At 59.0% G+C, this 25,656-nt stretch carries 16 protein-coding genes and 6 pseudogenes; 20 read left to right on the forward strand and 2 right to left on the reverse strand.

The genetic code is table 11. The features are described 5' to 3' along the window. Positions 1-136: 136 nt before the first annotated feature. The 8 genes and pseudogenes from AU14_RS09235 (at position 137) to pdxJ (ending at position 9,074) form a co-directional block, all read left to right on the forward strand. Complete coding sequence (locus AU14_RS09235; RefSeq protein ID WP_041340464.1) at positions 137-2,863, forward strand: bifunctional diguanylate cyclase/phosphodiesterase; 2,727 nt, start codon at positions 137-139, stop codon at positions 2,861-2,863. A gap of 102 nt (positions 2,864-2,965) precedes the next feature. Next, a pseudogene (gene lepA, locus AU14_RS09240) lies at positions 2,966-4,766 on the forward strand (translation elongation factor 4). An 11-nt stretch (positions 4,767-4,777) separates the two neighbouring features. After that, complete coding sequence (gene lepB, locus AU14_RS09245) at positions 4,778-5,590, forward strand: signal peptidase I (RefSeq protein WP_041340465.1); 813 nt, start codon at positions 4,778-4,780, stop codon at positions 5,588-5,590. A gap of 27 nt (positions 5,591-5,617) precedes the next feature. Then, positions 5,618-6,007: a DUF4845 domain-containing protein gene (locus AU14_RS09250; RefSeq protein WP_041340467.1), complete on the forward strand. Its 390-nt coding sequence runs from the start codon at positions 5,618-5,620 to the stop codon at positions 6,005-6,007. Next, positions 6,004-6,693 (forward strand): ribonuclease III, encoded by a 690-nt coding sequence (rnc, locus tag AU14_RS09255; RefSeq protein WP_041340468.1) that lies wholly within the window; start codon positions 6,004-6,006, stop codon positions 6,691-6,693. Before AU14_RS09250 ends, rnc begins: the two co-directional genes overlap by 4 nt. After that, a pseudogene (gene era, locus AU14_RS09260) lies at positions 6,693-7,597 on the forward strand (GTPase Era). The gene rnc and the pseudogene era overlap by 1 nt, the downstream one beginning before the upstream one ends. A gap of 18 nt (positions 7,598-7,615) precedes the next feature. Continuing rightward, positions 7,616-8,344 (forward strand): DNA repair protein RecO, encoded by a 729-nt coding sequence (recO, locus tag AU14_RS09265; RefSeq protein WP_041340469.1) that lies wholly within the window; start codon positions 7,616-7,618, stop codon positions 8,342-8,344. After that, positions 8,334-9,074 carry a pyridoxine 5'-phosphate synthase gene (gene pdxJ, locus AU14_RS09270; protein ID WP_041340470.1) on the forward strand — a complete coding sequence of 247 codons (741 nt, stop codon included), beginning with the start codon at positions 8,334-8,336 and terminating at the stop codon, positions 9,072-9,074. The genes recO and pdxJ overlap by 11 nt, the downstream gene beginning before the upstream one ends. Before the next feature lie 33 nt (positions 9,075-9,107). Here pdxJ and AU14_RS09275 read toward each other — a convergent pair whose 3' ends face one another. Then, positions 9,108-11,984 carry an ATP-binding protein gene (locus AU14_RS09275; protein WP_041340472.1) on the reverse strand — a complete coding sequence of 959 codons (2,877 nt, stop codon included), beginning with the start codon at positions 11,982-11,984 and terminating at the stop codon, positions 9,108-9,110. A gap of 226 nt (positions 11,985-12,210) precedes the next feature. Between AU14_RS09275 and cysM the strand changes: the two genes are divergently transcribed. From cysM to AU14_RS09300, 5 genes and pseudogenes are all read left to right on the forward strand, one after another. Further along, positions 12,211-13,104, forward strand: a complete 894-nt coding sequence (gene cysM, locus AU14_RS09280; protein WP_041340474.1) for a cysteine synthase CysM — start codon at positions 12,211-12,213, stop codon at positions 13,102-13,104. 40 nt (positions 13,105-13,144) lie between these two features. Next, positions 13,145-14,493, forward strand: a pseudogene (rlmD, locus tag AU14_RS09285) (23S rRNA (uracil(1939)-C(5))-methyltransferase RlmD). A gap of 57 nt (positions 14,494-14,550) precedes the next feature. Beyond that, a pseudogene (relA, locus tag AU14_RS09290) lies at positions 14,551-16,787 on the forward strand (GTP diphosphokinase). Further along, on the forward strand, positions 16,784-17,635 hold the full coding sequence (gene mazG, locus AU14_RS09295; RefSeq protein ID WP_041340476.1) for a nucleoside triphosphate pyrophosphohydrolase: 852 nt from the start codon (positions 16,784-16,786) through the stop codon (positions 17,633-17,635). The pseudogene relA and the gene mazG overlap by 4 nt, the downstream one beginning before the upstream one ends. A 136-nt stretch (positions 17,636-17,771) precedes the next feature. Further along, entirely contained in the window at positions 17,772-18,116 is a 345-nt protein-coding gene (locus AU14_RS09300; protein WP_041340477.1) for a hypothetical protein, read from the forward strand. An 82-nt stretch (positions 18,117-18,198) separates the two neighbouring features. Here the strand turns inward: AU14_RS09300 and AU14_RS09305 are convergent, their stop codons facing one another. Further along, complete coding sequence (locus tag AU14_RS09305; RefSeq protein ID WP_041340478.1) at positions 18,199-18,432, reverse strand: hypothetical protein; 234 nt, start codon at positions 18,430-18,432, stop codon at positions 18,199-18,201. Positions 18,433-18,535: 103 nt separating this feature from the next. Here AU14_RS09305 and ppc point away from each other — a divergent pair. From ppc to AU14_RS09335, 7 genes and pseudogenes are all read left to right on the forward strand, one after another. Then, positions 18,536-21,180, forward strand: a pseudogene (gene ppc / locus AU14_RS09310) (phosphoenolpyruvate carboxylase). Between the two features lie 60 nt (positions 21,181-21,240). Continuing rightward, positions 21,241-22,038, forward strand: a complete 798-nt coding sequence (locus AU14_RS22795; RefSeq protein ID WP_269079024.1) for a YbaK/EbsC family protein — start codon at positions 21,241-21,243, stop codon at positions 22,036-22,038. Next, positions 21,998-22,609, forward strand: a complete 612-nt coding sequence (locus tag AU14_RS22800; protein ID WP_269079025.1) for an HDOD domain-containing protein — start codon at positions 21,998-22,000, stop codon at positions 22,607-22,609. Before AU14_RS22795 ends, AU14_RS22800 begins: the two co-directional genes overlap by 41 nt. Positions 22,610-22,809: 200 nt before the next feature. Then, positions 22,810-23,463 (forward strand): adenylate kinase, encoded by a 654-nt coding sequence (gene adk / locus AU14_RS09320; protein WP_041340480.1) that lies wholly within the window; start codon positions 22,810-22,812, stop codon positions 23,461-23,463. Positions 23,464-23,499: 36 nt separating this feature from the next. Then, positions 23,500-24,198 (forward strand): tRNA (adenosine(37)-N6)-threonylcarbamoyltransferase complex dimerization subunit type 1 TsaB, encoded by a 699-nt coding sequence (gene tsaB, locus AU14_RS09325; RefSeq protein ID WP_041340481.1) that lies wholly within the window; start codon positions 23,500-23,502, stop codon positions 24,196-24,198. Positions 24,199-24,313: 115 nt separating this feature from the next. Beyond that, positions 24,314-24,682, forward strand: coding sequence for a hypothetical protein (locus AU14_RS09330; RefSeq protein ID WP_236743930.1), 369 nt, complete (start codon positions 24,314-24,316; stop codon positions 24,680-24,682). After that, a pseudogene (locus tag AU14_RS09335) lies at positions 24,675-25,505 on the forward strand (class I SAM-dependent methyltransferase); the annotation flags it as partial. The gene AU14_RS09330 and the pseudogene AU14_RS09335, both read left to right, overlap by 8 nt. Positions 25,506-25,656: the final 151 nt, after the last annotated feature.

Raw genomic sequence — 25,656 nt, forward strand, 5'->3', positions numbered from 1 at the left:
GCCAATGAGCGCTGTTATCGCCGACTGAGCGGTGAACTCAAAGCCCCCGGGTGTTGTCAAAAACGACACACTCGGGGGCTTTTGTTATACTGGCACATCTCCAGCAAAATCATGGCCATGGATCGGACCAGAACAGATGACGAACGCAAAGGATCTTCCTCTACGACAGCTGCTGCAATTTCGTAACGCGTGGGTTGCCTGGCTGATTTTTTTTGTCGTGCTTGGCGTTACTGTTCTGCTCTGGCAGGTGTCGATCCACTTGGTCGATGAACGCACCGAGGCCCGTTTCCGCACTCAGTCCCTCCAGCTTAAGACCGCGATTGAAGAACGTTTGCTGAACTACGAGCAGGTGCTGGCGGGCAGCGCTGGCCTGTTCTCTGTTGCAGGCGATGTCTCACGTGACGAGTGGCGCGTTTACGTCGATAAGGTCGACATTGATCGCTATTACCCGGGTATCCAGGGGATCGGTTACGTCAAGCGCATCGGGGTCCGGCAGATGGCCGACCACATCTCTTCGGTGCGCAAAGAGGGTGTCTACAATTACCTGGTCAGTCCGCTGGGCACCGGTCCCTACTACTACCCGATGGTGTATCTGGAGCCCGGCACTGACCGCAACCACCGGGCCCTGGGCTACGATGCCTTCAGCGATCCAGTGCATCGCAGGGCCATGGAGCTGGCGCGGGACGAAGCCAAGCCGACGGTGACCGCCAAGGTGGTACTGATTCAGGAAGAAGTGGCCGAAGATCAGGCCAGCTTCCTGATGTACTACCCGGTGTACCAGGGCGGGACGGTGCCGGAGCTTCGCAACGAACGGCGGATGATGCTGGCGGGCTTTGTCTTCAGTGCGTTCCGGATGAATAACCTGATTGATGGTATCGTCGGGCTGATTTCACCCTTTCTGGATGTCCGTATCTACGACAACGGAGCGGTCAGCCGTGAAAACCTGATGTACGGCTCGAACCTGGGCTCCCTGGATAACGACTTCAGTTTCCAGATGAGCCAGACGCTGAATGCCGGCGGCCGGGAATGGCTGCTCCAGACCCGGTCCACGCCCGCCTTTGATTTCCTGGCCTCGGACCCGCGGCCACCCATTGTGTTGGGCAGCGGTATTGTTATCAGTGTTCTGCTGTTTTTGTTTGTGCTGGCCCTGATCCGGTCGCGCCTGATGGCGCAGATCAGTGCCGGGCGCTATCGGGCCATCACCGAAGGCGCGGCCAGTGTGACCCTGGTGCTGGATCGCGCCGGCCAGGCTTCCTACGCCAGTCCCTCCAGCGACGAAATTCTGGGCTTCGATCCGGGCGAGATTGCGTCGCTGAATCTTGAAACCCTGGTGCATGTCGACGACTGGTCTAAGTTGCAGCAAGGCTTCGAGGGCGCCATCGGTGCTCCCGGACAGCAGCAACCAGTGATTCGGGCCCGAGTCCGTGACTCGGAAGGCCGTTGGCGCGATATGGATTGCACCTTTACCGCCATGCTCTCGGTGCCCGGCGTGAATGGCGTGGTGCTCAGCCTGCGCGACCTGACGCAGCTGAAGGCGGCCCAGACAGAGCTGCACCGGCTGGCGTTTTACGATCCGTTGACGGGACTGCCGAACCGCCAGTTATTCCGTGATCGGCTTAATCATGCCGTGCGTCGTTGCCGACGCAGTGGTGAGCCCGCCGCGCTGATGTTCCTGGATCTGGATGGCTTCAAACGGATCAACGATACCCTCGGGCACGATGCCGGCGATGAGTTGTTGCGCCAGGTCGCCGAGTGGTTGGAAGGCTGTGTCCGCGAGGAGGATTCGGTAGCCCGGTTGGGTGGCGATGAGTTTGTTGTTTTGCTGTCCCGGGTGGGTGAATCGGAGGCTGCCGGTAAGGTGGCGGAAACGATTTTGCACCGGTTGTGCCAGCGTGTCCGGCTTAGTGAACATGAGGTTGGTATCACCGTCAGTATCGGTATCACCATGATTCCGCAGGACAGTGAGGATCCCGGGACATTGATGAAATACGCGGACCTGGCCATGTATCGTGCCAAGGAAATGGGCCGCAATACCTACCAGTTCTTCACGCCGGCCATGAATATCCAGGCGGCTCGCCGCCTGCTGCAGCAGGAAGAGTTGGCGGCAGCGCTGGAAGGCGATCGTTTTGTGTTGCATTACCAGCCGAAACTGGATCTGGTCAGCGAGCGGGTCATTGGTGTTGAGGCGTTTTTGCGCTGGCATCATCCGGAGAAGGGGCTGGTCTCGGCGCAGCAGTTTATTGGCCTGGCCGAGGAAACCGGTCTTATTCTCCAGCTCGGTGAGCTGGCGCTGCGCCAGGCCTGTATTCAGGTGCAGGCGCTGGAGCGGGCCGGTTTCGAGTCCCTGAAGATGGCGATTAACCTGTCAGTGCGGCAGCTCACCGATGCCGGGTTCCTGGACATGATCCGGCAGGTAATTACCGAGACAGGGGTGTCGCCGGAGCGCCTGGAACTGGAAATGCCGGCGGAGTTGCTGAACGAAGACCCTAGAGTCCTGCGCGAGCTGTTAACAGCCCTGCACGACCTGGGGGTGTGCCTGATTCTGGACGATTTTGGTACTGGTTCCTGTTCCCTGGTGTCACTGCAGCAACTGCCGCTGGATGTGGTCAAGATTGATCACCGCTTTATTCGCGACATTCCCTACAACGTCAGCGCCACCGATGTGGCCTCGGCGGTTATCGCCCTGGCGCGCAAGCTGCACCTGACGGTCGTGGCCGAAGGGGTGGAAACGCCACAGCAACTCGCCTTCCTCAAGTCTGCAGGCTGTGCCCAGTGTCAGGGTAACCTGTTCAGCTACCCGTTGGATGAAGATGCCCTGATTGGCTTCCTGATTCGCCAGTACGAGAAGCCGCTGATGTCCTGATCATGGCAATGACGGCCGGTAACCGGTAAAATCACGGCGTTCCCGGATCCCGGCACCGGCCCTTCCGGCTCAATCCTTCGTCTATACGAGTATTTATTGTCTGTGACTGAACTGAGCCGAATCCGTAACTTCTCCATCATTGCCCACATTGACCATGGTAAATCCACCCTCGCGGACCGTTTTATACAGATCTGCGGTGGCCTGACCGAGCGCGAAATGGCCGAGCAGGTCCTGGATTCCATGGACCTGGAGCGGGAGCGCGGGATTACCATCAAGGCCCAAAGCGTCACGCTCAACTACACGGCGAAGGACGGTCATGAATACAAACTGAACTTCATCGATACCCCTGGACACGTCGATTTCTCCTACGAGGTCTCCCGCTCGCTGTACGCCTGTGAAGGTGCTCTGCTGGTGGTCGATGCCGGCCAGGGTGTTGAGGCCCAGTCGGTAGCCAACTGTTACACCGCCATCGAGCAGGGGCTTGAAGTGGTTCCGGTTCTGAACAAGATGGACCTGCCCCAGGCTGAGCCCGAGCGGGTGGCGGCCGAAATTGAGGACATTATTGGTATTGAGGCGTCGGAAGCGGTCCGCTGCAGTGCCAAGAGTGGTATCGGCGTTGAGGACGTGCTGGAAGACCTGATCAAGCGTATCCCGCCTCCCAAGGGTGACCGCGGCGCCCCATTACAGGCGCTGATCATCGATTCCTGGTTCGACAACTATCTCGGCGTGGTGTCACTGGTACGGGTCACCGAAGGCACCATGCGTAAAGGGGACAGGATTGTCATCAAGTCCACCGGAAAATCCTGGAACGCGGAGAAGGTGGGCATCTTCAATCCCAAGCCGAAAGACACCGATGTCCTGGAGTCCGGCGATGTGGCTTTGTCGTTGCGGGTATCAAGGATATCCACGGGGCGCCGGTCGGTGACACCATCGTACATCAGAAGTTTTCCGAGCAGACACCGATGCTGCCGGGCTTCAAGAAGGTCAAGCCGCAGGTTTATGCGGGCCTTTTCCCAGTCAGTGCCGATGATTACAACGATTTCCGGGATGCTCTGGAAAAGTTGACCCTGAACGACGCCTCGCTGTTCTTCGAACCCGAGAGCTCCGATGCCCTTGGCTTTGGCTTCCGTTGTGGCTTCCTTGGCATGCTGCACATGGAAATCATCCAGGAGCGGCTTGAGCGGGAATACGACATCGACCTGATCACCACGGCGCCCACGGTAATTTACGAGGTGGAGACCAAGCAGGGTGAGACGCTCTCGGTGGACAACCCGTCCAGACTTCCGGATGTTGGCTCTATTGAGGAAATGCGTGAACCCATCGTCGAAGCCAGCATCCTGGTGCCCCAAGAGCATCTTGGCAACGTGATTGCGCTCTGTGAAGAAAAGCGTGGTGTACAGAAAAACATGCACTTCATGTCTACGCAGGTGCAGCTGACCTACGAGCTGCCGATGGCAGAAGTGGTGTTGGATTTCTTCGACCGTATCAAATCTGCGAGTCGTGGCTTTGCTCCCTGGACTACCATTTTATTCGCTTCCAGGCAGCCAACCTGGTGCGTCTGGACGTGTTGATCAACGGTGAACGGGTTGACGCACTGGCGCTGATCGTTCACAAGGAACAGGCCCACTACAAGGGGCGTCAGCTGATCGACAAGATGAAAGAACTGATCCCCAGGCAGATGTTCGATATCGCCATCCAGGCTGCCATTGGCACCCAGGTGGTGGCGCGGGTGACCGTGAAGGCCCTGCGTAAGAACGTGACGGCCAAGTGTTATGGCGGCGACGTCAGCCGTAAGAAGAAGCTGCTTCAGAAGCAGAAAGAGGGTAAGAAACGAATGAAGCAGCTGGGTAATGTCGAGGTGCCTCAGGAAGCGTTTCTGGCCGTATTGCAAGTGGATAAATAGAAGGCGCCTGGATGGACATCGATTTTCCCCTGGTTCTGGTAGTTCTGACCTTCGCGACAGGTCTGATCTGGCTGGCGGACAAACTGTTTTTGCGTGAGCGCAGGCTGGACGCAGCTCGGGCCAATGGTCAGGCGGCTTCCCCTGATGCCCAGGTCGGCACTGTCGACGAGGCTGACGAGCCGAAAGAGCCTTATCTGGTCGATCTTAGCCGGTCGTTCTTCCCTGTTCTGGCGATTGTGCTGGTGCTGCGCTCGTTTCTTGTGGAGCCGTTTCAGATCCCCTCTGGCTCCATGTTGCCGACCCTTGAGGTGGGTGACTTTATCCTGGTCAACAAATACGCCTACGGGCTTCGGCTGCCGGTAGCCGGTACCGAGGTACTGGAGCTCGGCGACCCCGAACGCGGAGACGTCATGGTTTTCCGTTACCCCAAGGATGGCGCCACCAACTACATCAAGCGTGTGGTCGGTATGCCCGGTGACACTGTCCGCTACCGCAACAAGCAGCTGTTCATTAACGGTGAGCAGGTTGAGAGCAAGTTTGTCGCCCGTCTTCCGCCGGTGGAGTTACGCCGCGAGAGCCTTGGTGATGTCGAGCACGATATTTTCCTGACCATGGGACGGCCCGGCGCCAGTGGCGAAGGTGAGTGGGTGGTGCCCGAGGATCATTATTTCGTTATGGGCGACAACCGCGACAACAGCAACGATAGCCGGTACTGGGGCATGGTTCCCGATGAACTGGTTGTGGGCAAGGCCTTTGGCATCTGGATGCACTGGAAATCGCTTACCAGTCTGCCATCCTTTGATCGTGTGGGCGGTATCGAGTAATTCCGACAAATCTGGAGTGCAGTCAAAATGAAGAAAAATAATCTCTCCGCCATGACCCGGCAAACAGGTGCTTCGGCGTTGACAATGATGGTGATGGTGCTGTTTTTCGGTGGCCTGTTGACCCTGGCGATCAAACTTGGCCCGATCTATCTGGATGACATCACCATTCAGGAGGCGCTGGAAAGCCTCGACGGCACTGATGGCCTGTCCACCATGGGTCCGGCGCAGGTGCGCACTCTGATTAACAAACGCCTGAGCGTGAACAACGTTCGCGGGTTTGATGCCAAGAACATCACTGTCGAGAAGGATGGAGACACCGTGATGATCCTGGTCGATTATGAGGTTCGCAACGATCTGTTCAGCAATGTCGATACGGTCGTCCATTTCAAGCATGAATACGAGATGAAGGGCAAGTGAGTTCGCAACCAGACCTGGACCAGTTACAGCGCCGCATAGGCTACCAGTTCAAATCGCCAGAGCGGCTTTTGCTGGCGCTTACCCACCGAAGCTTTGGTAATCAGAACAACGAGCGCCTGGAGTTTCTCGGTGATTCCATTGTTAATATGGTGATCGCCGAATATCTGTTCCTGCACTTCGAAAAGGCCCGGGAAGGGCAGTTGAGCCGGTTGCGGGCGCGCATGGTCAAAGGCGTGACCCTGGCTGAAATCGGTCGTGAGTTCGAGCTGGGCAGCTATCTGCGTCTTGGGTCGGGTGAACTGAAGAGCGGCGGGTTCCGCCGTGAGTCGATCCTGGCCGACGCGGTAGAGTCGATCATTGGTGCTATCTATCTCGACAGTGATTTCCACACTTGCCGCGAGAAGGTGCTGCAGTGGTTCGAGCAACGCCTTAAAAACCTGGATTTGCAGGACACCCAGAAGGACCCCAAGACCCGTCTGCAGGAATACCTGCAGTCGCGCCAGTTTCCGTTGCCACAGTACGACGTCATTTCGGTTGATGGTGAAGCCCACAACCAGACCTTCCACGTAACCTGCGCGCTGCCGTCACTGGATCGCAAGACCAGCGGAACCGGCAACAGCCGCCGCGTCGCCGAGCAGCAGGCAGCCCGAAACGCCCTGAAAGAACTGGGCGTGGAGAATCAGTAATGAATGATATTACCCGGCCGGAAAACCCGGACAGTCGCTGCGGGTTCGTGGCCATTGTCGGTCGTCCCAATGTGGGTAAATCCACATTGCTGAACCATATCCTTGGCCAGAAGCTGAGCATCACCTCCCGGAAACCACAAACCACCCGGCACCAGGTTCTGGGCATCAAGTCCATGGGGCCGGTTCAGGCGATCTATGTGGATACCCCGGGCATGCACGAGGAAGAACCCCGGGCGCTGAATCGGTATATGAACAAGGCGGCCACCTCGGCGCTGATCGACGTTGATGTCGTGGTGTTCGTGGTTGATCAGCTGTCCTGGACCACGGCGGACGAGCTGGTTCTGGAGAAACTGTCAAAGCTCAAGTGTCCGGTGATCCTGGCGGTGAACAAGGTCGATAAGATCGAGAAGCGGGAAACCCTGTTGCCGCACCTCACATGCTGTCGAAAAAGCGGGATTTCGCCGAAATTATTCCCCTGTCAGCGCTCAAGGAAAACAACCTGGAACCGCTGGAGGAGGCCGTTGGCCGTTTCCTGCCGGAAAGCATCCATTTTTACCCGGATGACCAGATTACCGATCGCAGTGAGCGTTTCCTGGCCTCTGAGATCGTGCGGGAGAAAATCACCCGGCAACTGGGCGCCGAACTGCCGTACTCCGTGGCTGTTGAAATTGAGGAGTTCAAGCGCGAAGGCAAGACCCTGCACATTTCTGCACTGGTTCTGGTCGAGCGTGAGGGACAGAAGAAGATCATGATCGGCGACAAGGGTGAGCGCATGCGCCGCATTGGTCAGGAAGCCCGGGCCGATATGGAGCGGTTGTTTGATAGCAAGATCATGCTGCGGCTCTGGGTCAAGGTGAAACGGGGCTGGGCTGACAGCGATCGGGCCCTGAAAAGCTCGGTATGAACGACCTCTGAGGCAACTATGACGGGGCCGGAGCACCAAGAGCCCGCCTACGTGATTCACCGCCGACCCTGGCGGGAGACCAGCCTCATGGTGGATGTGTTCACCCTGAATCGTGGGCGGTTGACCGTCATTGCCCGGGGCGCCAACAGCGCCAAGAGTCCGCTGAAGGCCCAATTGCAGCCCTTCCAGCCGCTGATGCTGGACTGGGCAGGGCGCGGCGACCTGAAAACCCTGACCCATGTTGATACCCGCATTGGCCCCTCGCTGCACCGCACGGCGTCCTTGTACAGCGGTCTCTACCTGAACGAACTCCTGCAGCGCATCCTGCCGGCGGCAGACCCACATCCCACCCTGTTCGCAGCCTATATCGACGCCATTGCCGAGTTGGCCGAAACCACCGACATCGAACCGGTGCTGCGGCGTTTTGAGCGCGCCTTTGCCGCAGAGCTGGGGTTTGATTTTTCCTGGGACCTTGCCACCGATACCGGGCAATCCGTCGAGGCGGGTCAGCAGTATTGTTATGATCCGGAACAGGGAATTGTCGCGCAGCCAGGCCCTGGCGCCCGGGTCCAGAAACTTCCCGGGGAGGTCTTGCAGGCGCTCGCGGCCGGAGATCTGGACGCCGAACCTTGCCGGCGCGTCGCCAAGCGCGTCATGCGGGCCTTAACCGATTACCTGTTGCAGGGGCGTCCGCTCCACAGTCGCAATTTATTCAGTCACCTTCGGAGAGAACGGCATGAATCCTAGAGTGTTACTCGGCGTCAATATTGACCACGTCGCAACCCTGCGCCAGGCCCGGGGTACCCGTTATCCTGATCCGGTTCAGGCCGCCCTGATGGCGGAAGAGGCGGGAGCTGACGGGATTACCATTCATCCGCGTGAAGATCGTCGTCACATTCAGGATCGTGATGTCCTGCTGTTGCGGGAAACCCTGCAGACCAAGATGAACCTCGAGATGGCAGTGACTGACGCCATGTTGGCCTTTGCCGAACAGGTTAGGCCGGAGTGCGTGTGCCTGGTGCCGGAGAAGCGCGAGGAGCTTACCACTGAAGGCGGTCTGGACGTTGAGGGCCTGGAGGCGAGAGTGGCTAAGGCCTGCGATCGCCTGGCTCAGCTGGGTGCGGAAGTGTCGCTGTTTATCGATCCGGCGACTGCCCAGATTGATGCCGCCGTGCGCTGTGGCGCACCGGTTATTGAGTTGCACACCGGTGAATACGCCGAGGCCAAGACCCCTGAGGAAGCCGAGGCTGCGTTTCAGGCTATTGCCTCTGCGGTCGCCTATGCCCGCAAGAAAGGCCTGATCGTCAATGCCGGCCACGGCCTGCATTACCACAACACCGAGCGGGTCGCCGCCATTACCGGGATCAACGAACTTAATATCGGCCATGCGATCATTGCCCGTGCGGTGTTCACCGGGCTTAAGGACGCGGTACGGGACATGAAGGCGATTCTCGATCAGGCCCGCGGCCGGGCCTGAGCCTGAGTTAACTTTTCTAGGCCTTCCCCGGTCTCAGCTGGTTTCGGTCGGCTGGGACTGGGCCCGGAACAACCGTTGCCAATCAGTCTGTTCGCTCCAGTTCTGTAGCCGCTCCATCGCCGCCAGTAGTTGTTCCTTGTGGTGCTCGATATCCGGAGCAGCGCACTTCAGAGCGGTTTCCAGTCGGTTGGCGGCCGCCCTGAGTTCGGGCACGCCGCAGTAACGGGTAGCGCCGTGCAGCTTATGCACGCATTCCAGCAGTCCATCCAGATCACCCCGGCGCCAGAATTCCGCTACCTGACTCTGATCATTGTGAACCTGTTCCAGCAGCATGCTGAACAATTCTTCGGCCAGATCGGTCTTTCCCGCTGCCAATTGAATGCTCTCGCGAATACTGACGCAGTCCTGCTCCATCTTACGGGTTGATGGTCGCATGGCCCGCCGGGTATCACGTATCTCCGGAACCCGGATCTGCTCGTTGTGGCTGGCTGGGACGCTTTCATAACCGGTGTATTCCCGGATAATGCTGGTGAGCTGGCTGCTGCTGATGGGCTTGGGCATATAGCCGTCGAAGCCCTGCTGGAATAGCCGGTCCTGTTCGTCCGCTAATGCATGGGCGGTCAGCGCTATGACCGCGGTACGGTGCGGGGACTGGTCCAGATCCCGCAGGCGGGCCGTGGTTTCCACTCCGTCCATGCCCGGCATTTGCAGGTCCATGAACACCAGGTCGAACGGTTTCTTGCGCGCCTTGCTCAGTGCCTCAAAGCCGCTCGAGGCTCCTTCTGCGTCGATCTGGCAGTCCTTAAGCAGCGTCATCACCAGTTTCAGGTTGGCGTCGTTGTCATCCACTGCCAGCACTCTGGGGACGTCGGTAGCGGCCAGGCTGGTGGTACGGTGATCGAAATCCAGTGCCAGGTGGCCACCTGAGCTGATGCCGTGTACCAGTAGCAGCAATTCGTCGTAGAACGCGCCCCGGCAGATCGGCTTGGTCAGGTGCCCGCTGGCGAGCCCGGACAGAGGGGTATCGTGCGTTTCCAGGGTGGGTGTCAGCAGCAGAGTGCGGCAGTCCCGTTCAATCTCCAGGGTTCGGAACATGGCACAGTACTGGCTGGAATTGAGCAGGTGCCGGGTGATACCGATAATAGCCAGGGCGTAGCCGGCCTGTCTTTTCTGAGCCTCTTCGATCTGTTCCTGCAGAGCGCCGGGGGAGGCGACCCGGTCGACCGTTATGCCCCATTCTCGCAGCAGGTGCTCCACTGCCAGTCCGGTTGTGGTTTGTTGCTCCAGATAGATGACCCGCTCGCCTTGGAGACCATCACGGGGCGCAACGCTTTCGGCGCTAGTGGACAGTTCCGAGGTGAGCGTGAACCAGAACGTAGAGCCCTTGCCGAGTTCACTGTCCAGGCCAATTTTGCCCCCCATCTCTTCCACCAGACGCTTGGAAATCGCCAGACCCAGGCCGGTGCCGCCGTATTGGCGGGCGGTGGACGCGTCGGCTTGGCTGAAGGCGTTGAAGAGCGATTGTTGCTGGGCCCGGGAAAGGCCAACACCGGAGTCGGAAATGCTCAGGCGCAGAGTCACCCGATTGCTGTCCTCAGAGTCTTCCTCAAGGCTGGCGCGCAGCACCACTTCGCCGGTCTGGGTAAACTTGATGGCGTTGTTCACCAGGTTGGTGATTACCTGCTTGACCCGCAACGGGTCGCCCATGATGTTGTCCGGTACGTCGTTATAGACCAGCGGTACCAAGTCGAGATTCTTCGCGTGCGCTGCCGGTGCCAGCATTACCATGACCTCTTCGACGATGTCTCGAAGCTGGAACGGCACACGGTCCAGGATGAGCTTGCCGGCTTCGATCTTCGAGAAGTCCAGAATGTCGTTAATGATGGTCAGCAGAATTTCCGAGGATTTTCGGATGGTGCTGAGGTGGTCCCTTTGCTGGCGGGGCAGGGGGCTCTTCAGCAGCAGCTCGGTAAAGCCGATGATGCCGTTCAGCGGTGTGCGGATTTCGTGGGACATATTGGCCAGGAATTCCGACTTGATGCGGCTGGCCTCTAGTGCCTCCTTGCGGGCGAAATCCAGTTCGATATTCTGGATCTCGATGGTCTCCAGGGTTTCCCGAAGATCCTCGGTGGCCTGGTCGATGTTCTGCTGCATTTCCGCCTGGGCCTTGCTCAGTTCTTCGGCCATGGCATTGAGGCCTGATTCCAGTTGCTCGAATTCCGGACCGGCCTGGGTGAATACCCGGGTGTCGAGTTTGCCTTCCTTGAGTTTGGCGACTGCCTCGTTCAGCTCGAAAACCGGGTCGGTAAAGGCCCGGCTCAGGCGCAGCGCAACGACCAGACTCAGTACCACGCCGGCAAGGACCAGCAGCAGCGAGATCAGCAGCGCCTTGTAGGTTTCCTTTTCGGTGCGAACGTGGGACATTTCCACCGCAACCCAGCCCAGAGGCGGCCGTGGCTCCGCCCCCAGTTCACGCGCGTCCGGGTCGAGCATGGTTTCGATCATCAGTTCCTGCAGTGATACAGGGGTCACGAACCGGGTGCTGTCTTCCCGGGGAATCCGGATCGCGTTGTCTGACACCAGGCTTTCACTGGTAACGGCTTCGGAGCTGCCTGGCCCGGTATGCAACAGGCGAGCGCCGTCGCTATCGAAGAAAGTTATGGAGCGGACATCCTGCTCTTCCAGCAGGGCATTGGATAGATTGCTAAGCAGGCTGCGGTTGGCCGTGAACAGACCGTATTCGGAGGCTGCCGCCAATTGCCGTGACAGAGATTCGCCACGGTCACGCAGCAGGCTTTCTATGTTGTTCACCCAGCTGTAGGTGAAGAACATGCCCAGCATCAATGTGGTCAGCAGGGTGGGAATGAGGGTCACCACCAATACTTTTTTGCGAATGCCCCAGCGCCGCATACCCGGTTCCTGATTTATTGCCTGGGCCCCGAGGTGTAGTTACGGGGTCACGTCCTTGTCAGAATAGATGATCCGTAGGCGATTGACTGAGGTATCAGTCCCAACGCCCCGGGAAAAGTCGACTCGGTTATAGCTGCCGGTCATGGATATAGCGAGAAGCTGTATTGGGAGACGGGGGCTATAACGCGTATCATGCGATCGCAAAAGTGTACCACAGGGTAATGATATGAATTTCCCCACAATTGAAGATTATGTCGGGCATACCCCTCTGGTTCGCCTGCAGCGACTTCCGGGCGAGACCTCCAACGTCATCCTGGCAAAGCTGGAAGGCAACAACCCGGCCGGATCGGTCAAGGATCGGCCGGCTATCAGCATGATTCAGGAGGCCGAACGGCGCGGCGAGATTAGCCCCGGGGACACCTTGATCGAGGCTACCAGCGGAAATACCGGCATCGCCCTGGCCATGGCGGCAGCAATCAAGGGTTATCGCATGGTGCTGATCATGCCTGCCAACATGAGCGAAGAGCGTCGGGCATCAATGCGCGCATACGGCGCCGAGATTGTCACGGTGAGCCGGGAAGAGGGCATGGAAACGGCCCGGGATCTTGCGCTGCAGATGGAATCCGAGGGCAAGGGCAAGGTGCTGGATCAGTTCAGCAACCTGGATAACCCGCTGGCCCATTATCGCACCACCGGGCCTGAAATCTGGGCACAGACCGACGGGCGGGTCACCCATTTTGTAAGCTCCATGGGGACGACCGGCACCATCATGGGCGTTTCCCGCTACCTGAAAGAGCGTAATCCCGACATCCGGATCATTGGCCTGCAGCCGAAGGAAGGGGCCTCCATCCCCGGTATACGGCGCTGGCCGGAGGCGTACCTGCCAAAGATCTATGACGCCGCCCGGGTGGATCAGGTGCTTGATATCGGCCAGGAAGAGGCGGAAACCACCATGCGCGCCCTGGCATCCCAGGAAGGTATCTTCTGTGGTGTATCCTCCGGCGGCTCCATTGCCGCCGCCCTTAGACTGTCTGAGCAGGTTGAAAACGCCGTCATCGTGGCCATCATTTGTGACCGTGGCGACCGATACCTCTCCACTGGCGTCTTTCCCGGCGCCTGAGCAGCCCCAAGACTAGGACCTTTCATCAAGAGTAGTCAGTATGAGTAGACGACGCCGTAAGGCTCTTCCTAAAGAGCCAGTGCGCTGTGAAATTGAAAAACTGAGTCATGACGGCCGGGGTATTGCCCGCCAGGACGGCAAGACCCAGTTTGTAGACGGTGCCCTGCCGGGTGAAACCGTCATGGCAAAGATGATCAGTACCCGCAGCAAATTCGACGAACTGCGGAGCCTGGAAGTGCTGGAAAGCGTACCGGAGCGCCAGACGCCGCCGTGCGAATTTGCCGACCTGTGTGGCGGCTGCAGTCTTCAGCACATGAGTGCCGATGCCCAGATCAAGTTCAAGGAAGACACCCTGCGCGAACACTTTGCCCATTTTGGGGGCATTGAGCCGGAAGAATGGGTGGCGCCGATGCGCTCGGAAAGCGGTCTGGGTTACCGCCGTAAAGCGCGCCTGGGCGTGCGCTATGTACCGGCGCGGGAATCGGTGCTGGTGGGCTTTCGCGAAAAACGCAACAGTTTTCTGACCGACATCGACCGATGCGCGGTGCTGGATCCGCGCATCGGTGAGCGCATTTTGCCCCTGCGTGAACTGCTCCATGGCCTGGACGCTACAATCGCATTCCCCAGGTCGAGGTGGCCTGCGGCGATGATGAGGCGGTCATGGTATTCCGCAACATGGACAACCTGAGTGACAGTGATCGGGCCAGCCTGATCGAGTTCGGTCAGGCCCATGATTTGCATATTTACTTGCAGCCCAAGGGACCGGACACGGTACACCGGATCTGGCCGGAGTCTGCCGGGCGGCATGATGAGCGGCTCAGTTACCGGCTGGACGAGTTTGACCTGACCATGAAATTCCATCCGATGGATTTCACCCAGGTCAACGCCGGCATCAATCGCACCATGGTGCATCGCGCTGTCGACTGGCTCGATGTGCAGCCGGGTGAGCGTGTCCTCGATCTGTTCTGCGGACTCGGTAACTTCACCCTGCCGCTGGCGCGCAAGGGTGGTCAGGTCGTCGGTGTTGAAGGTGACGATGCCATGGTGGTTCGTGGCCGCGAAAACGCGGAACTGAACGGCCTCGATAATGTGGCCTTCCACGGAGCCGATCTGCACGGTGATTTCACTGGTCAGAGCTGGGCAAAAGAGGGGTTCGACAAGATCCTGATTGACCCCCCTCGCTCGGGTGCAGAGGAAATCTGCAAGTACCTGACGGCGTTCGGGGCCAGTAAAATCGTCTATGTTTCTTGTAACCCTGCAACACTGGCACGGGACGCCGGTGTCATGGTGCGCAATGGTTATCGGCTGGTGCGTGCTGGCGTGATGGATATGTTTCCTCACACCACTCATGTCGAATCCATCGCCCTGTTTGAGCGGGATTCCGGCTAAAGGATTGGCGCCGCCACCCGGGTGGCGGCGGGAACGACCGAGAATAGTAAAACCGATATGGTAAAAGTTCGCGAAGATTATGCCGTTACTGGCGATGGTGAGGTGGACATCGAGCGTTGTGTCCAGCACATCGCTGCCCAAACCCAGCTGGACGATGTCGACCAGTTTCGCCGTGCCTGTGAGAAGGCTGCGGAAATCGATCTGGAGGCGTTCCGGGAGGACCGCCTGTGGGCACCGGGCTCCAGCAGCTTTCGCATTGGTATCGAAATGGCCCAGGTGCTGGCGGAGCTGCACCTGGATCAGGCCAGCCTGGTGGCGGCGATACTGTATCGGGCCGTTCGGGAGGAACGGGTCGCCCTCGAGGACATCCGTAAGGAGTTCGGTGACGAGATTGCCGGTCTGATCAACGGCGTTCAGCAGATGGCGGCGATCTCCTCGATCCATCATCCGCTCAAGGGCAATGTCCTGGGGCAGAGTGAGGGTCAGCTGGATAACGTCCGCAAGATGCTGGTCACCATGATTGATGATGTCCGGGTCGCGCTGATCAAGCTGGCGGAGCGGACCTGCGCCATCCGGGCGGTCAAGAACGTCTCGGAAGAAAAGCGCATGCGGGTCGCGCGTGAGGTGTTTGATATCTACGCCCCGCTGGCGCACCGGCTCGGCATCGGTCACATCAAGTGGGAGCTGGAAGACCTGTCGTTCCGCTACCTGCACGAAACGGCCTATAAAAAGATCGCCAAGCTGTTAGACGAAAAACGCCTCGACCGGGACGGCTACATCAAACGGGTCATCGAGACTCTGCAGGCGGAACTGGAAGCCTCGGGGATCACCGCGGACCTGTCCGGTCGCGCCAAGCACATCTACAGTATCTGGCGCAAAATGCGGCGCAAGGGCATCGATTTTTCCCAGGTTTACGATGTTCGTGCCGTTCGCATTCTGGTGCCGGAAGTCCGCGATTGCTACGGCGCTTTGGGCATCGTGCACGGGATCTGGCGCCACATTCCCAACGAATTCGACGACTACATCGCCAACCCCAAGGAAAACGGCTACCAGTCCCTGCATACCGCCGTGATCGGGCCCGAGGGCAAGGTGATGGAAGTTCAGATCCGTACTCATAAAATGCACGAGGAGGCGGAGCTGGGTGTCTGTGCCCACTGGTTGTATAAAGGCACGGATAAGAGCAACAAATCGACCGGTTACGACGCCAAGATCAACTGGCTCCGGCAGGTGTTGGAGTGGCAGGAAGATCTGGGTGATCTGTCCGGTCTGGCCGACCATCTGAAGTCTGACGTGGCCTCGGACCGGGTCTATGTCTTTACCCCGGAAGGCCATGTGGTCGATCTGCCGCAAGGTGCAACACCGGTGGACTTTGCCTACCGCGTGCACACGGAAATCGGCCACGCCTGTCGCGGTGCGCGGGTCAACAACCGCATCGTACCGCTGACTTATCCGCTGAAAACCGGCGACCAGATTTTCATCCTGACCTCCAACAACGCGGCTCCGAGCCGGGACTGGCTGAACCCGAGTCTGGGCTACGTGCAGACCTCCCGTGCCCGTGCCAAAGTAACGCACTGGTTCAAGGAGCAGGATCGTGACCGCAACATTGTCGATGGCCGGGCTATTCTGGAAGACGAGTTCAAGCGGTTGTCGCTCTACGATGTGAACCTGAACGAGCTCGCCCAAAAGGTGAACTACCACGCTCGGAAGACATGTTTGCCGCCATCGGTGCCGGCGATCTTCGGCCTACCCACGTGGCCAATGTGGCGCAGCAAATGCTCGAGCCAAAATCCGAGCAGCTGGATTTGAAACTCAGCAGCCAGCGTCAGGCCCCTTACGACACCGCCACCGATATTCAGATCCAGGGTGTTGGCAAGCTCAAGACCCAGGTCGCCAAGTGCTGCAAGCCGCTACCCGGTGATCCCATTGGGGGCTACATTACCGTAGGTCGCGGAGTCACCGTGCACCGGCAGGATTGCCTGACGTTCCTGAACCTGCGCGAGTTTGAGCCCAATCGGATCATCGAGGTCAATTGGGGTGGCCAGCCTGCGGCTGTTTACCCGGTGGATGTGGAAATCCAGGCCTACGATCGCTCCGGCCTGTTGCGGGACATCACCCAGGTGCTGTCCACCTCCAAGAGCGATGTGCTGGCACTGAACACCCTGACCAACAAGGACGAGAACACGGCCACCATGACGGTGACGCTGGAGATCTCCAGCCTTGAGCAGTTGGCCAGGTTGCTGGCGCAGATTCGCAACCTGCCCAACATCATTGACGTAAGGCGCAAGCGCGGATGAGTTACACCATAGACGACCTGAAAAACCTGATGGCACGGCTGCGGGATCCGGAGACCGGCTGCCCGTGGGATACCAGGCAGAGTTATAAGACCATCGTGCCGCACACCCTTGAGGAAGCCTACGAGGTGGCGGATGCCATCGAGCGGGGAGACTATCCCCATCTCAAGGACGAATTGGGCGATCTGCTGTTTCAGGTAATTTTCTACGCCCAAATGGGCAAGGAAGATGGCCATTTTGATTTCGACGCCATCGTCGACAACCTGGTGCGTAAACTGGTTCGTCGCCATCCCCACGTATTTCCGGCGGGCACGCTGGACAGCAAAATTGATCCGGAAAATCGGCCCGACGAAGCCTGGATCAAAGAGAGCTGGGAGCGGATCAAGGCCGAGGAGCGGGCCATGGTGCCGCCTTCCAATGAGCCTGTAAGTCGTCTTGACGGCATCGCCCGCACCCTGCCAGCCATGGCCCGGGCCGAGAAGCTGCAGAAAAGGGCCGCCAGGCATGGTTTTGACTGGCCAGATATCGAGCCGGTGTTCGACAAGCTGCACGAAGAGCTGGATGAACTGAAAGAAGCTTGGCACGCTGCCCAGACTGGAGCAGGGGACCACGATGCGGTGGAGGACGAGCTGGGCGATCTGCTGTTTGTTTGTGTCAATCTGGCACGCTTTATGAAGGTAAATCCTGAGCAGGCTCTGAAACGAACCAACCATAAGTTCGATAGCCGATTCCGGGCCATTGAAGGGATTCTCAACCGTGAGGGGCGGGACATGGACGAGGAAAGCCTGGATGCGCTGGAAGCCGTCTACCAGACGGTCAAGGGGGTAGAGAAGGGCAGTTCCGGGCACTGATTGTTGGTCTTCGGTAAGTACAATCCGTTACCAATTAGCAGGTTCCCGAGGCGCTGGCTTCGTCTACACTTCGAAGTGTGGCTGCACTGATGTTGTGCGCCGTGCGCCATCAATAAGATGCAGGAGTGAGGGCACCATGAAAATTAAGGATCTGGTCAACTACTGGGACAAGCACGCTCGCGGTCGACTGACTCGCGATGCTTACTTTATGGCATTGTCTGACCAGCATCATAAGCGTCTGGAGAAACTGGCCGCGCTCTATCCCATGAAATCGCCGCAGGATCTGATGCGGGACCTGATTTCGGCCGCGCTGGACGAGATGGAAACCAGCTTCCCCTACGTCGAGGGCACCAAGGTAGTGGCCTACGACGAGGACGGTTTCGAGATCTATGAGGATCAGGGCTTAACCCCGAAATTTGTGAGTCTGAGCCAGAAGCACATCCAGCGCCTCAAGGCCCGTCAGTTGGAATCGGTCGCCTAACGACCCGAATTCGATCTGGCCCGGTCGATTATCTTTGCGCGGAGTGGCGCCTGCCACTCCGTTTCAGTACCCCTCGTGTTCCTTACTTGTCTTTGTTCTCAAGCCGATCCTTAAGGGGCGTTTTCCGAACCAGGTCGTCCAGCGCGGCACCGATCATGTCATTGAGAATGTCGGTTTCGGTCCGGTCCGGGTACAGTTCCGCCAGCGCCGCAATCCTTGCCGCGTCCTCCAGAGGCAGTCTCAGATTGTAGTCGTGGGTCCGGTCCACGGGCGCTTTCTGGTTTTCCCAGTGCTTGGGCAAATCGGTAACTTTCATTAGTACTCCTTACGGCTATAGGCTCCAATCGCCAATAGACTTTTTCGACTATTCCTTAGTATCGTAAGTTTACTTTGCCTCCGTCAATTAAAAGGACGTCAATGTGACTGAGCTTCACTCCGATCTTCGAGAAAACGTACGCATGCTGGGCGAATTGTTGGGTCAGAGTATCCAGCGCCACCCAGGCCAGGACTGTTTCGAACTGATCGAGGAGATCCGCGCCGCGGCCAAGGCCGACCGGCGCCAGGAAAGTGGTTCCGGGCAGCGCCTGGTCAATCTGTTGGGAAAGCTGAGCGACGATGAGTTGTTGCCAGTAACCCGGGCCTTTAACCAGTTTCTCAATCTTGCCAATCTGGCCGAGCAATATCACGCATTCGCCGTAAGAAGGGGCACCAGTCCGACCTGATGGTGGAATCCCTGGGCCAGGTGTTTGAACGTTTGAAAGCCGGTGGTGTGTCGTCGGAGGAGCTGCATGAGCGGGTGTCCAACCTGCGTATCGAATTTGTACTGACTGCCCACCCGACCGAAGTAGCGCGTCGCACCCTGATCATGAAGTACGACGAGATGTCAGAGTGCCTGGCCCAGCTCGATCACGATGATCTGATGCCAGCGGAGCGTGAGGAAGTTATTGATCGGCTGACCCGGTTGATCACCGAGGCCTGGCACACCGATGAGATACGACACGAACGGCCGACGGCGGTGGACGAGGCCAAGTGGGGCTTTGCGGTCATCGAAAACAGCCTGTGGCAGGCATTGCCTCGGTTTTTGAGCAGTCTCGATGCGTCTCTTACCGAATCGACCGGGCGAGGATTGCCCCTGGAAGCATCGCCGATTCGTATTGCCTCCTGGATGGGCGGCGACAGGGACGGCAACCCCAACGTAACCCACCAGGTTACTCGCAAGGTTTTCCTGCTTGGCCGTTGGATGGCCGCGGACCTGTACTTGCGTGACATCCAGGCGTTGCGGGCAGAGCTGTCCATGTGGCAGGCCAGTGATGAACTTCGGCAACGGGTGGGTGACGCCCGTGAACCCTATCGCCAGGTTCTGGCGGAGCTGCGCGAGCGGTTGGTGAAGACCCGTGATTGGGCCGAGGCCGGGGTTAATGGCACCGCCGCCGATGCCACCGACATCCTGTTCGAGAACGAGGATTTCACCGGACCTCTGGAGCTGTGCTACCGGTCGCTGGTTGAGTGCGGGTTGGAAAGCATTGCCAATGGCCCGCTGCTGGATACCATTCGCCGCGCCCACACCTTCGGGCTGCCGCTGATTCGCCTGGATATTCGCCAGGAAGCCTCGCGCCATGCTGAGGCAGTGGCGGAGATGGTGGACTACCTGGGGCTGGGGGATTACCTGTCGTGGTCGGAAGCGGAGCGTCAGGAGTTTCTTGTCAAAGAACTTCGCGGGCGCCGGCCGCTGGTGCCGCGCAACTGGGAGCCTTCCGACCCGGTGCGCGAGGTTCTGGCCACTTGCGAGGCGGTGGCGGAACAAACGCCGCAGGCGCTGGGTTCCTACGTCATCTCCATGGCTTCCAAGCCGTCAGACGTGCTCAGCGTGATACTGTTGCTGCGGGAATCCGGGATGAAGTTCCCGATGCGAGTGGTGCCACTGTTCGAAACCCTCGATGACCTGAAGGGCGCGCCGGACAGCATGGCGGCCCTGTATGAGGTCGACTGGTATCGGGACTACTGCCAGGGTCGTCAGGAAGTGATGATCGGCTATTCGGATTCGTCGAAAGATGCCGGTCAGCTAATGGCAGCGTGGGCACAGTATCAGGCCCAGGAACAACTGACCCGCATTGCCAAACAGTACGATGTGCACCTGACCCTGTTCCATGGCCGGGGCGGCACCGTGGGTCGCGGCGGCGGGCCAGCCAATCGGGCGATCCTGTCGCAGCCACCGGGTTCGGTTAATGGCAGTTTCCGGATTACCGAGCAGGGTGAAATGATCCGCTTCAAGTTTGGCCTGCCGGACCTGGCGGTGCAGAGCCTGACGCTCTACACCACCGCGGTGATCGAAGCGACCCTGGCGCCGCCGCCCGAGCCAGAGCCGGAATGGCGAGCCACCATGGATTGGCTGACTGAACGCTCGCTGAAATCCTACCGGGACGTGGTGCGGGAAAATCCGGATTTCGTTCCTTACTTCCGGCAGGTCACGCCGGAACAGGCCCTGGGCAAGCTGGCCCTGGGCAGTCGGCCGGCCCGACGCAAGGCCACCGGCGGCGTTGAGAGCCTGCGTGCTATTCCCTGGATCTTTGCCTGGACGCAAATGCGGCTGATGCTGCCGAGCTGGTTGGGCAGTGATGTAGCGCTGGAAGCGGCGGCCCAGGACAACCGGTTACCGCAGCTCCGTGAAATGATGAAGGGCTGGCCGTTTTTCCGGACCTACGTCGACATGCTTGAGATGGTGCTGGCCAAATCGGATCTGCGCATAGCCAGCTATTACGAGCAGACTCTGCTTGACGACGATCAGCTGCAAGCGCTGGGAACCGACCTCCGGGAGCGGTTGCAGCGATGTATCCAGCGGCTTCTGGAGCTTAAGGAACAGTCGGACTTGCTTGAGGGGGAGCCGGTGTTCGCCCACTCCATGCGCGTGCGCAATCCGTACACCGATCCACTGCATTATCTCCAGGCCGAACTGCTGCGCCGCAATCGTGAAAGCGAAGGCAGGGGCGATGTTCAGGATCTGGTGGAGCGGGCGTTGAAAGTGACCATGGCTGGTATCGCAGCGGGCATGCGTAACACCGGTTAAGCCGGACACAATAAGAGCGGTGGCCATATAGCCCGCTGATCAAGGTAAAAGGAGTAAGCTGTGGCTCTCGCTGCGCGACTGCAACGTTTTCTGGCCCGCAAGGGCATTCCGTATTCGGAGCTGCCGACGCCGCAAGCCGCTGATCTTGAGGCAGCCGTGATTGCTTCGGGCCAGCCCCGTTCCGATTTCGTTCAGGCAACCGTCCTGATTGATGTCGGCGGCGCCTTGCTGGTGGCGCATGGTTTGGACAGCACCCTGGATCTGGAGGCGGTATTCCAGCTGACCGGCCGCCGACTCCAGCCTCTGACGGCGCGCCAGACCATGCGCCTGTTCGGTGACTGTGATCCGGGATTTGTGCCGCCCATCGGAACGGCCTACGACCTGCCGGTTCTCATCGACGACGACGTCGCGCACGCCGAACGGGTCTTGCTCACCGGTGGCACCAACCATGGTGTGGTCAATATGGAAGGGCGTGATTTCCGGCTGGCTCTGGCCGGCGCCCGGAATGGTCATCTGGTAATTCGGGGCCAGGGCAGCGGCGACCGTGCTGCCCTCAGCCTGGATGAAGTGGCGGATAAGCTCCAGCGACTGTATCGGCTGCCACCGATGCCAGCTCTGGCATTGCGGATCTTGCGGCTGACGGCGCACAGCGAGGCCACGGCGAAAGAACTTGCGGAGCTGATCGAACTCGACCCCAGCCTGACTGCCCAGATCATGCGTTATGCCCGCTCTGCGCTGTTCAATTATCCCGGCCATATTCACTCGGTGCAGGAGGCGGTAACCCGCGTTCTGCTTCGATCGCGTCGCTCACATCGCCATGGGTATTGCTTCGGTAAGGGCTTTCGATGTTCCCCGTAAGGGCGCGCTTGGGATTGATAACTTCTGGCGCCACTCCCTCTATAGTGCGTTCGTTTGCCAAAGTCTCGCGGTGCATTGTGGCGCCGACAAGGCCCTGGCGTATCTGTGTGGTTTGTTGCACAACTTCGGTCTGCTGTTGATCGGCCACCTGTTCCCAGCCGAGTTTGAAGAGCTCAATGTTCTGCACGCGGATAATCCTGAGGCCAGCATGCATTCCCTGGAGCAGCAGGTGTTTGGCCATGCCCGTGATGAGCAGATCCTTGCCGTTGGCCATGGTGCTATTGGTGGCATCCTGCACAAGCTCTGGCAATTGCCGGATGCCGTAGTCAAAGCCGCGGCCATGCATCAACACCCGGGCTATCACGGCGATCACGAACCCTACGTATTGATGGTTCAGCTGGCGAACGCGTTGCTGAAGCCCCGTGGCATTGGTGACGAATTCAATCCGGACGATATTCCCGCTCTGCTGGAAGGCCTGGGGCTGGCGCCCGATACAGTCGTCGGTCTGGAAGCTGAGATTGATCGTGTGGCTCCAGATCTGGACGCACTGGCCAACTCCCTGTCATCCTGAACAGGGCTCGGGTTCAGACATCGTATGCCCCTTTTCCGTGCATGATACGGAGGTCGACTTTCTCTATAGAGGCGGACTTCGTATAATGCGCTGGCTCCGAGTCCGGCTAATTGCCGCTCGGTGCTGAGAGGTTGTCGCAAAGGCGAGGGTCTTTGCCGCAACTTTTCCAACGATAATGACTTATACGGGAGCACAACGTTATGCGAATCATCATGTTAGGGGCGCCAGGCGCCGGCAAGGGGACGCAGGCACAGTTTATTACCGAACGCTTCGACATCCCCCAGATTTCCACCGGTGACATGCTGCGAGCGGCGGTCAAGGCCGAATCCGAGCTGGGATTGCAGGTTAAGGAAGTCATGGCGACCGGTGGTCTGGTGTCTGATGACATCATCATCGCATTGATTGAGGAGCGTATTCAGCAGCCGGACTGCAAGAACGGCTTCCTGCTCGACGGCTTTCCGCGCACTATTCCACAGGCCGAAGCACTCAAAGACCAGGGCATTGTCATTGATTACGTGGTTGAGATTTCCGTTGATGACGAAGAAATCGTCAGCCGTCTGTCTGGTCGCCGTGTTCACGAAGGCAGTGGCCGAATCTATCATGTTAAATTCGATCCGCCCAAGGCGGAGGGCAAAGACGATGAAACCGGCGAGCTGCTGGTTCAGCGTGAAGACGACAAAGAAGAAACCGTACGTAAGCGTTTGAAGATCTACCATGATCAAACCGCACCACTGGTTGGTTACTATCAGGACTGGGCTGCCGAAAACCCCGCCGCTGCACCCAAGTATGTGCGCGTCGCTGGTGTTGGCAGTCTCGACAGCATCCGTGACCAGATTCTGTCCAAGCTTCAATAAATCCTCGTTATCCTGACCTGAGGCTTCGTTTCGTCCGTGAAACTGCTGGCACTGGATACATCATCGGAGGGCTGCTCGGCAGCCCTTCTTGTTGATGGCAAGATATCCGAACGTTTTGAAATAGCCCCCCGGGGCCATACCAGGCTCTTGATGCCCATGGTGAGAGAGTTGTTGGCAGAGGCTGACGTGGCGCCGGCAGAACTCGACACGGTGGCCTTTGCCTGTGGTCCGGGCTCATTTACTGGTATTCGAATTGCCACGGGCGTGGCTCAGGGTTTGGCTTGGGGACTGGGCGTGCCGGTCGTGCCGGTGTCGTCTCTGGCAACCGTTGCCTTTGGCGCTATTGAAACCATGGGTGTCAGCGAGCAGGGCGGTGTTGCCATCGCTTTTGACGCCCGCATGGGTGAGCTGTACTGGGGCTGTTTTGTTTGCCGCGACGGACTGCCGGTGCTGCAGGGCGAGGAGCGAGTCTGCGCGCCCTCTCTGGTGTCGCTTGAAGGCGACGCGAAAGCATGGTCCGGTGCTGGCCGTGGCTGGGCTTTCCAGCAAGACATGCCATCTGAGGTGGCTGACCGGATTGTGGCCGCTGATGACACGCTGATTCCGCATGCAGCCTGGGTCGCTAAACTGGCCGAAATCGGGTTCCGGAATGGTAAGGCGGTCCCGGCGGAGCAGGCCCAGCCTGCGTACATTCGCAATGAGGTTACCTGGAAAAAGCTGCCTGGACGAGAGTAATCGGGCGCGCTCGGTCGGCGCGCCGGTCAGAAACTGAGCAAACGCTTTTCTTCCAAGGCCGATTCTTCCATACTTTGTCTTACCTCTTTCGTTATTAGGCCAGCGGTATCGGGTCATGATCGGCAGTATAAATTCAGGCAACAGCTTTACCCCCCAGTCAGGCAACAACAGCCCGATTCGGGAACGCAGTGATGTAGCCCGAGCACCGGCAGCCTCCCCGGAAAAAACGCCGGAAAGCGCCCGCCGCGATCTCGCCGATGCCCGCACGGGAACACTGGTTGAACGCACGTCGGGCGAGAGCCTCGAGCGTCGCATTGAGCTCGCCGAGCCGCCGAAGATACCCGGCTGGAACGTTTCCGAGCCGACGACATGCCGTTGCCAACCGCCAAGGCGCTGTCTACCTTCGCTGTGGTCGCAGCCGCAGGGCAAGAATCGGGTGACGATCTCCCCCTGGCCGGCATTGATATTCTGGTCTGATGACTGACTCCCGCTCGCACAAAACCGACCCCTCTGAGACTTCCGAGAATCTAGCCGTAGGGCGCAGCCCGCTGGGTGATGGCGAGCAGGCGGTTGCCCTGAGTGAGGCGTTGGCGATCCCGAATCTTGGTGTGGTGCGGCCAAAGGATGTGCGCGACTACTCCCTGCTGCTGTTCCTGGATGATCAGGGGCTCGGCCTGCAGTTGACCGGCAAGGGGGCGCCCGGGCCGGTTCGAGCCGAGTTTGTCACCGGCAAGATGGGTTACCGTCGTGAACACGGTGGTGGAGCGGGTCAGTTGGTGGCGAAAGCAGTGGGTCTGCATAAAACCCGCGCCCATCTGCACGTGCTCGATGCGACCGCAGGTCTTGGACAGGATGCGTTCGTGCTGGCCGGTTTGGGCTGTACAGTGACCCTGTTTGAGCGCAATCCGGTGATTCATGCCTTGCTGGCGGATGGGCTCGCGCGGGCGTCGCTGAATGTCGATTGTGCACCCATCATCGAGCGTATGCATCTGCGCGAGGGCAGCAGCATCGCCTGGTTAGCGTCTGCAGGCCCGGAGTGCGCCGATGTTGTTTACCTGGACCCGATGTTCCCGCACCGGGACAAATCGGCCCTGGTGAAGAAAGAAATGCAGCTGTTCCAGCGAGTGGTTGGCGATGACGACGATTCCGAGGCGTTACTGACTGCGGCTCTGGAGTGCGCGCGCTACCGCGTTGTAGTCAAGCGCCCGCGCAAGGCCCCCGCCATTGCCGGACCCGAGCCAACAACCCGGGTGGAGGGCAAAAGCAGTCGCTATGATGTTTACTCCATCAAGCACTGCCTGCCCGCTAGGGCGCCTCAGGCTCTGTTCATACTGGGGGCGCTTCAGACTCTATCCATAGAGGGGGCGCTTCAGGCTCTATCTACATAGGGGGCGCCTCAGGCGCCTAGCATCGTGACTTGCTGTATGGCCTGGCGCTTCTCGACGCTCAACACCAGGC

This window comes from Marinobacter similis (genome assembly GCF_000830985.1).
GTDB classification, from domain to species: Bacteria; Pseudomonadota; Gammaproteobacteria; order Pseudomonadales; family Oleiphilaceae; genus Marinobacter; species Marinobacter similis.

Bases quoted from the DNA above. Each gene is read 5' to 3' on its own strand.
- pdxJ (WP_041340470.1), top strand. From the start codon at position 8,334: ATGAATCCTAGAGTGTTACTCGGCGTCAATATTGACCACGTCGCAACC.
- cysM (WP_041340474.1), top strand. From the start codon at position 12,211: ATGAATTTCCCCACAATTGAAGATTATGTCGGGCATACCCCTCTGGTT.
- AU14_RS22800 (WP_269079025.1), top strand. From the start codon at position 21,998: ATGGGTATTGCTTCGGTAAGGGCTTTCGATGTTCCCCGTAAGGGCGCG.
- lepB (WP_041340465.1), top strand. From the start codon at position 4,778: ATGGACATCGATTTTCCCCTGGTTCTGGTAGTTCTGACCTTCGCGACA.
- recO (WP_041340469.1), top strand. From the start codon at position 7,616: ATGACGGGGCCGGAGCACCAAGAGCCCGCCTACGTGATTCACCGCCGA.
- AU14_RS09250 (WP_041340467.1), top strand. From the start codon at position 5,618: ATGAAGAAAAATAATCTCTCCGCCATGACCCGGCAAACAGGTGCTTCG.
- adk (WP_041340480.1), top strand. From the start codon at position 22,810: ATGCGAATCATCATGTTAGGGGCGCCAGGCGCCGGCAAGGGGACGCAG.
- AU14_RS09235 (WP_041340464.1), top strand. From the start codon at position 137: ATGACGAACGCAAAGGATCTTCCTCTACGACAGCTGCTGCAATTTCGT.
- mazG (WP_041340476.1), top strand. From the start codon at position 16,784: ATGAGTTACACCATAGACGACCTGAAAAACCTGATGGCACGGCTGCGG.
- AU14_RS09300 (WP_041340477.1), top strand. From the start codon at position 17,772: ATGAAAATTAAGGATCTGGTCAACTACTGGGACAAGCACGCTCGCGGT.
- AU14_RS09275 (WP_041340472.1), bottom strand. From the start codon at position 11,984: ATGCGGCGCTGGGGCATTCGCAAAAAAGTATTGGTGGTGACCCTCATT.
- AU14_RS09305 (WP_041340478.1), bottom strand. From the start codon at position 18,432: ATGAAAGTTACCGATTTGCCCAAGCACTGGGAAAACCAGAAAGCGCCC.
- AU14_RS09330 (WP_236743930.1), top strand. From the start codon at position 24,314: ATGATCGGCAGTATAAATTCAGGCAACAGCTTTACCCCCCAGTCAGGC.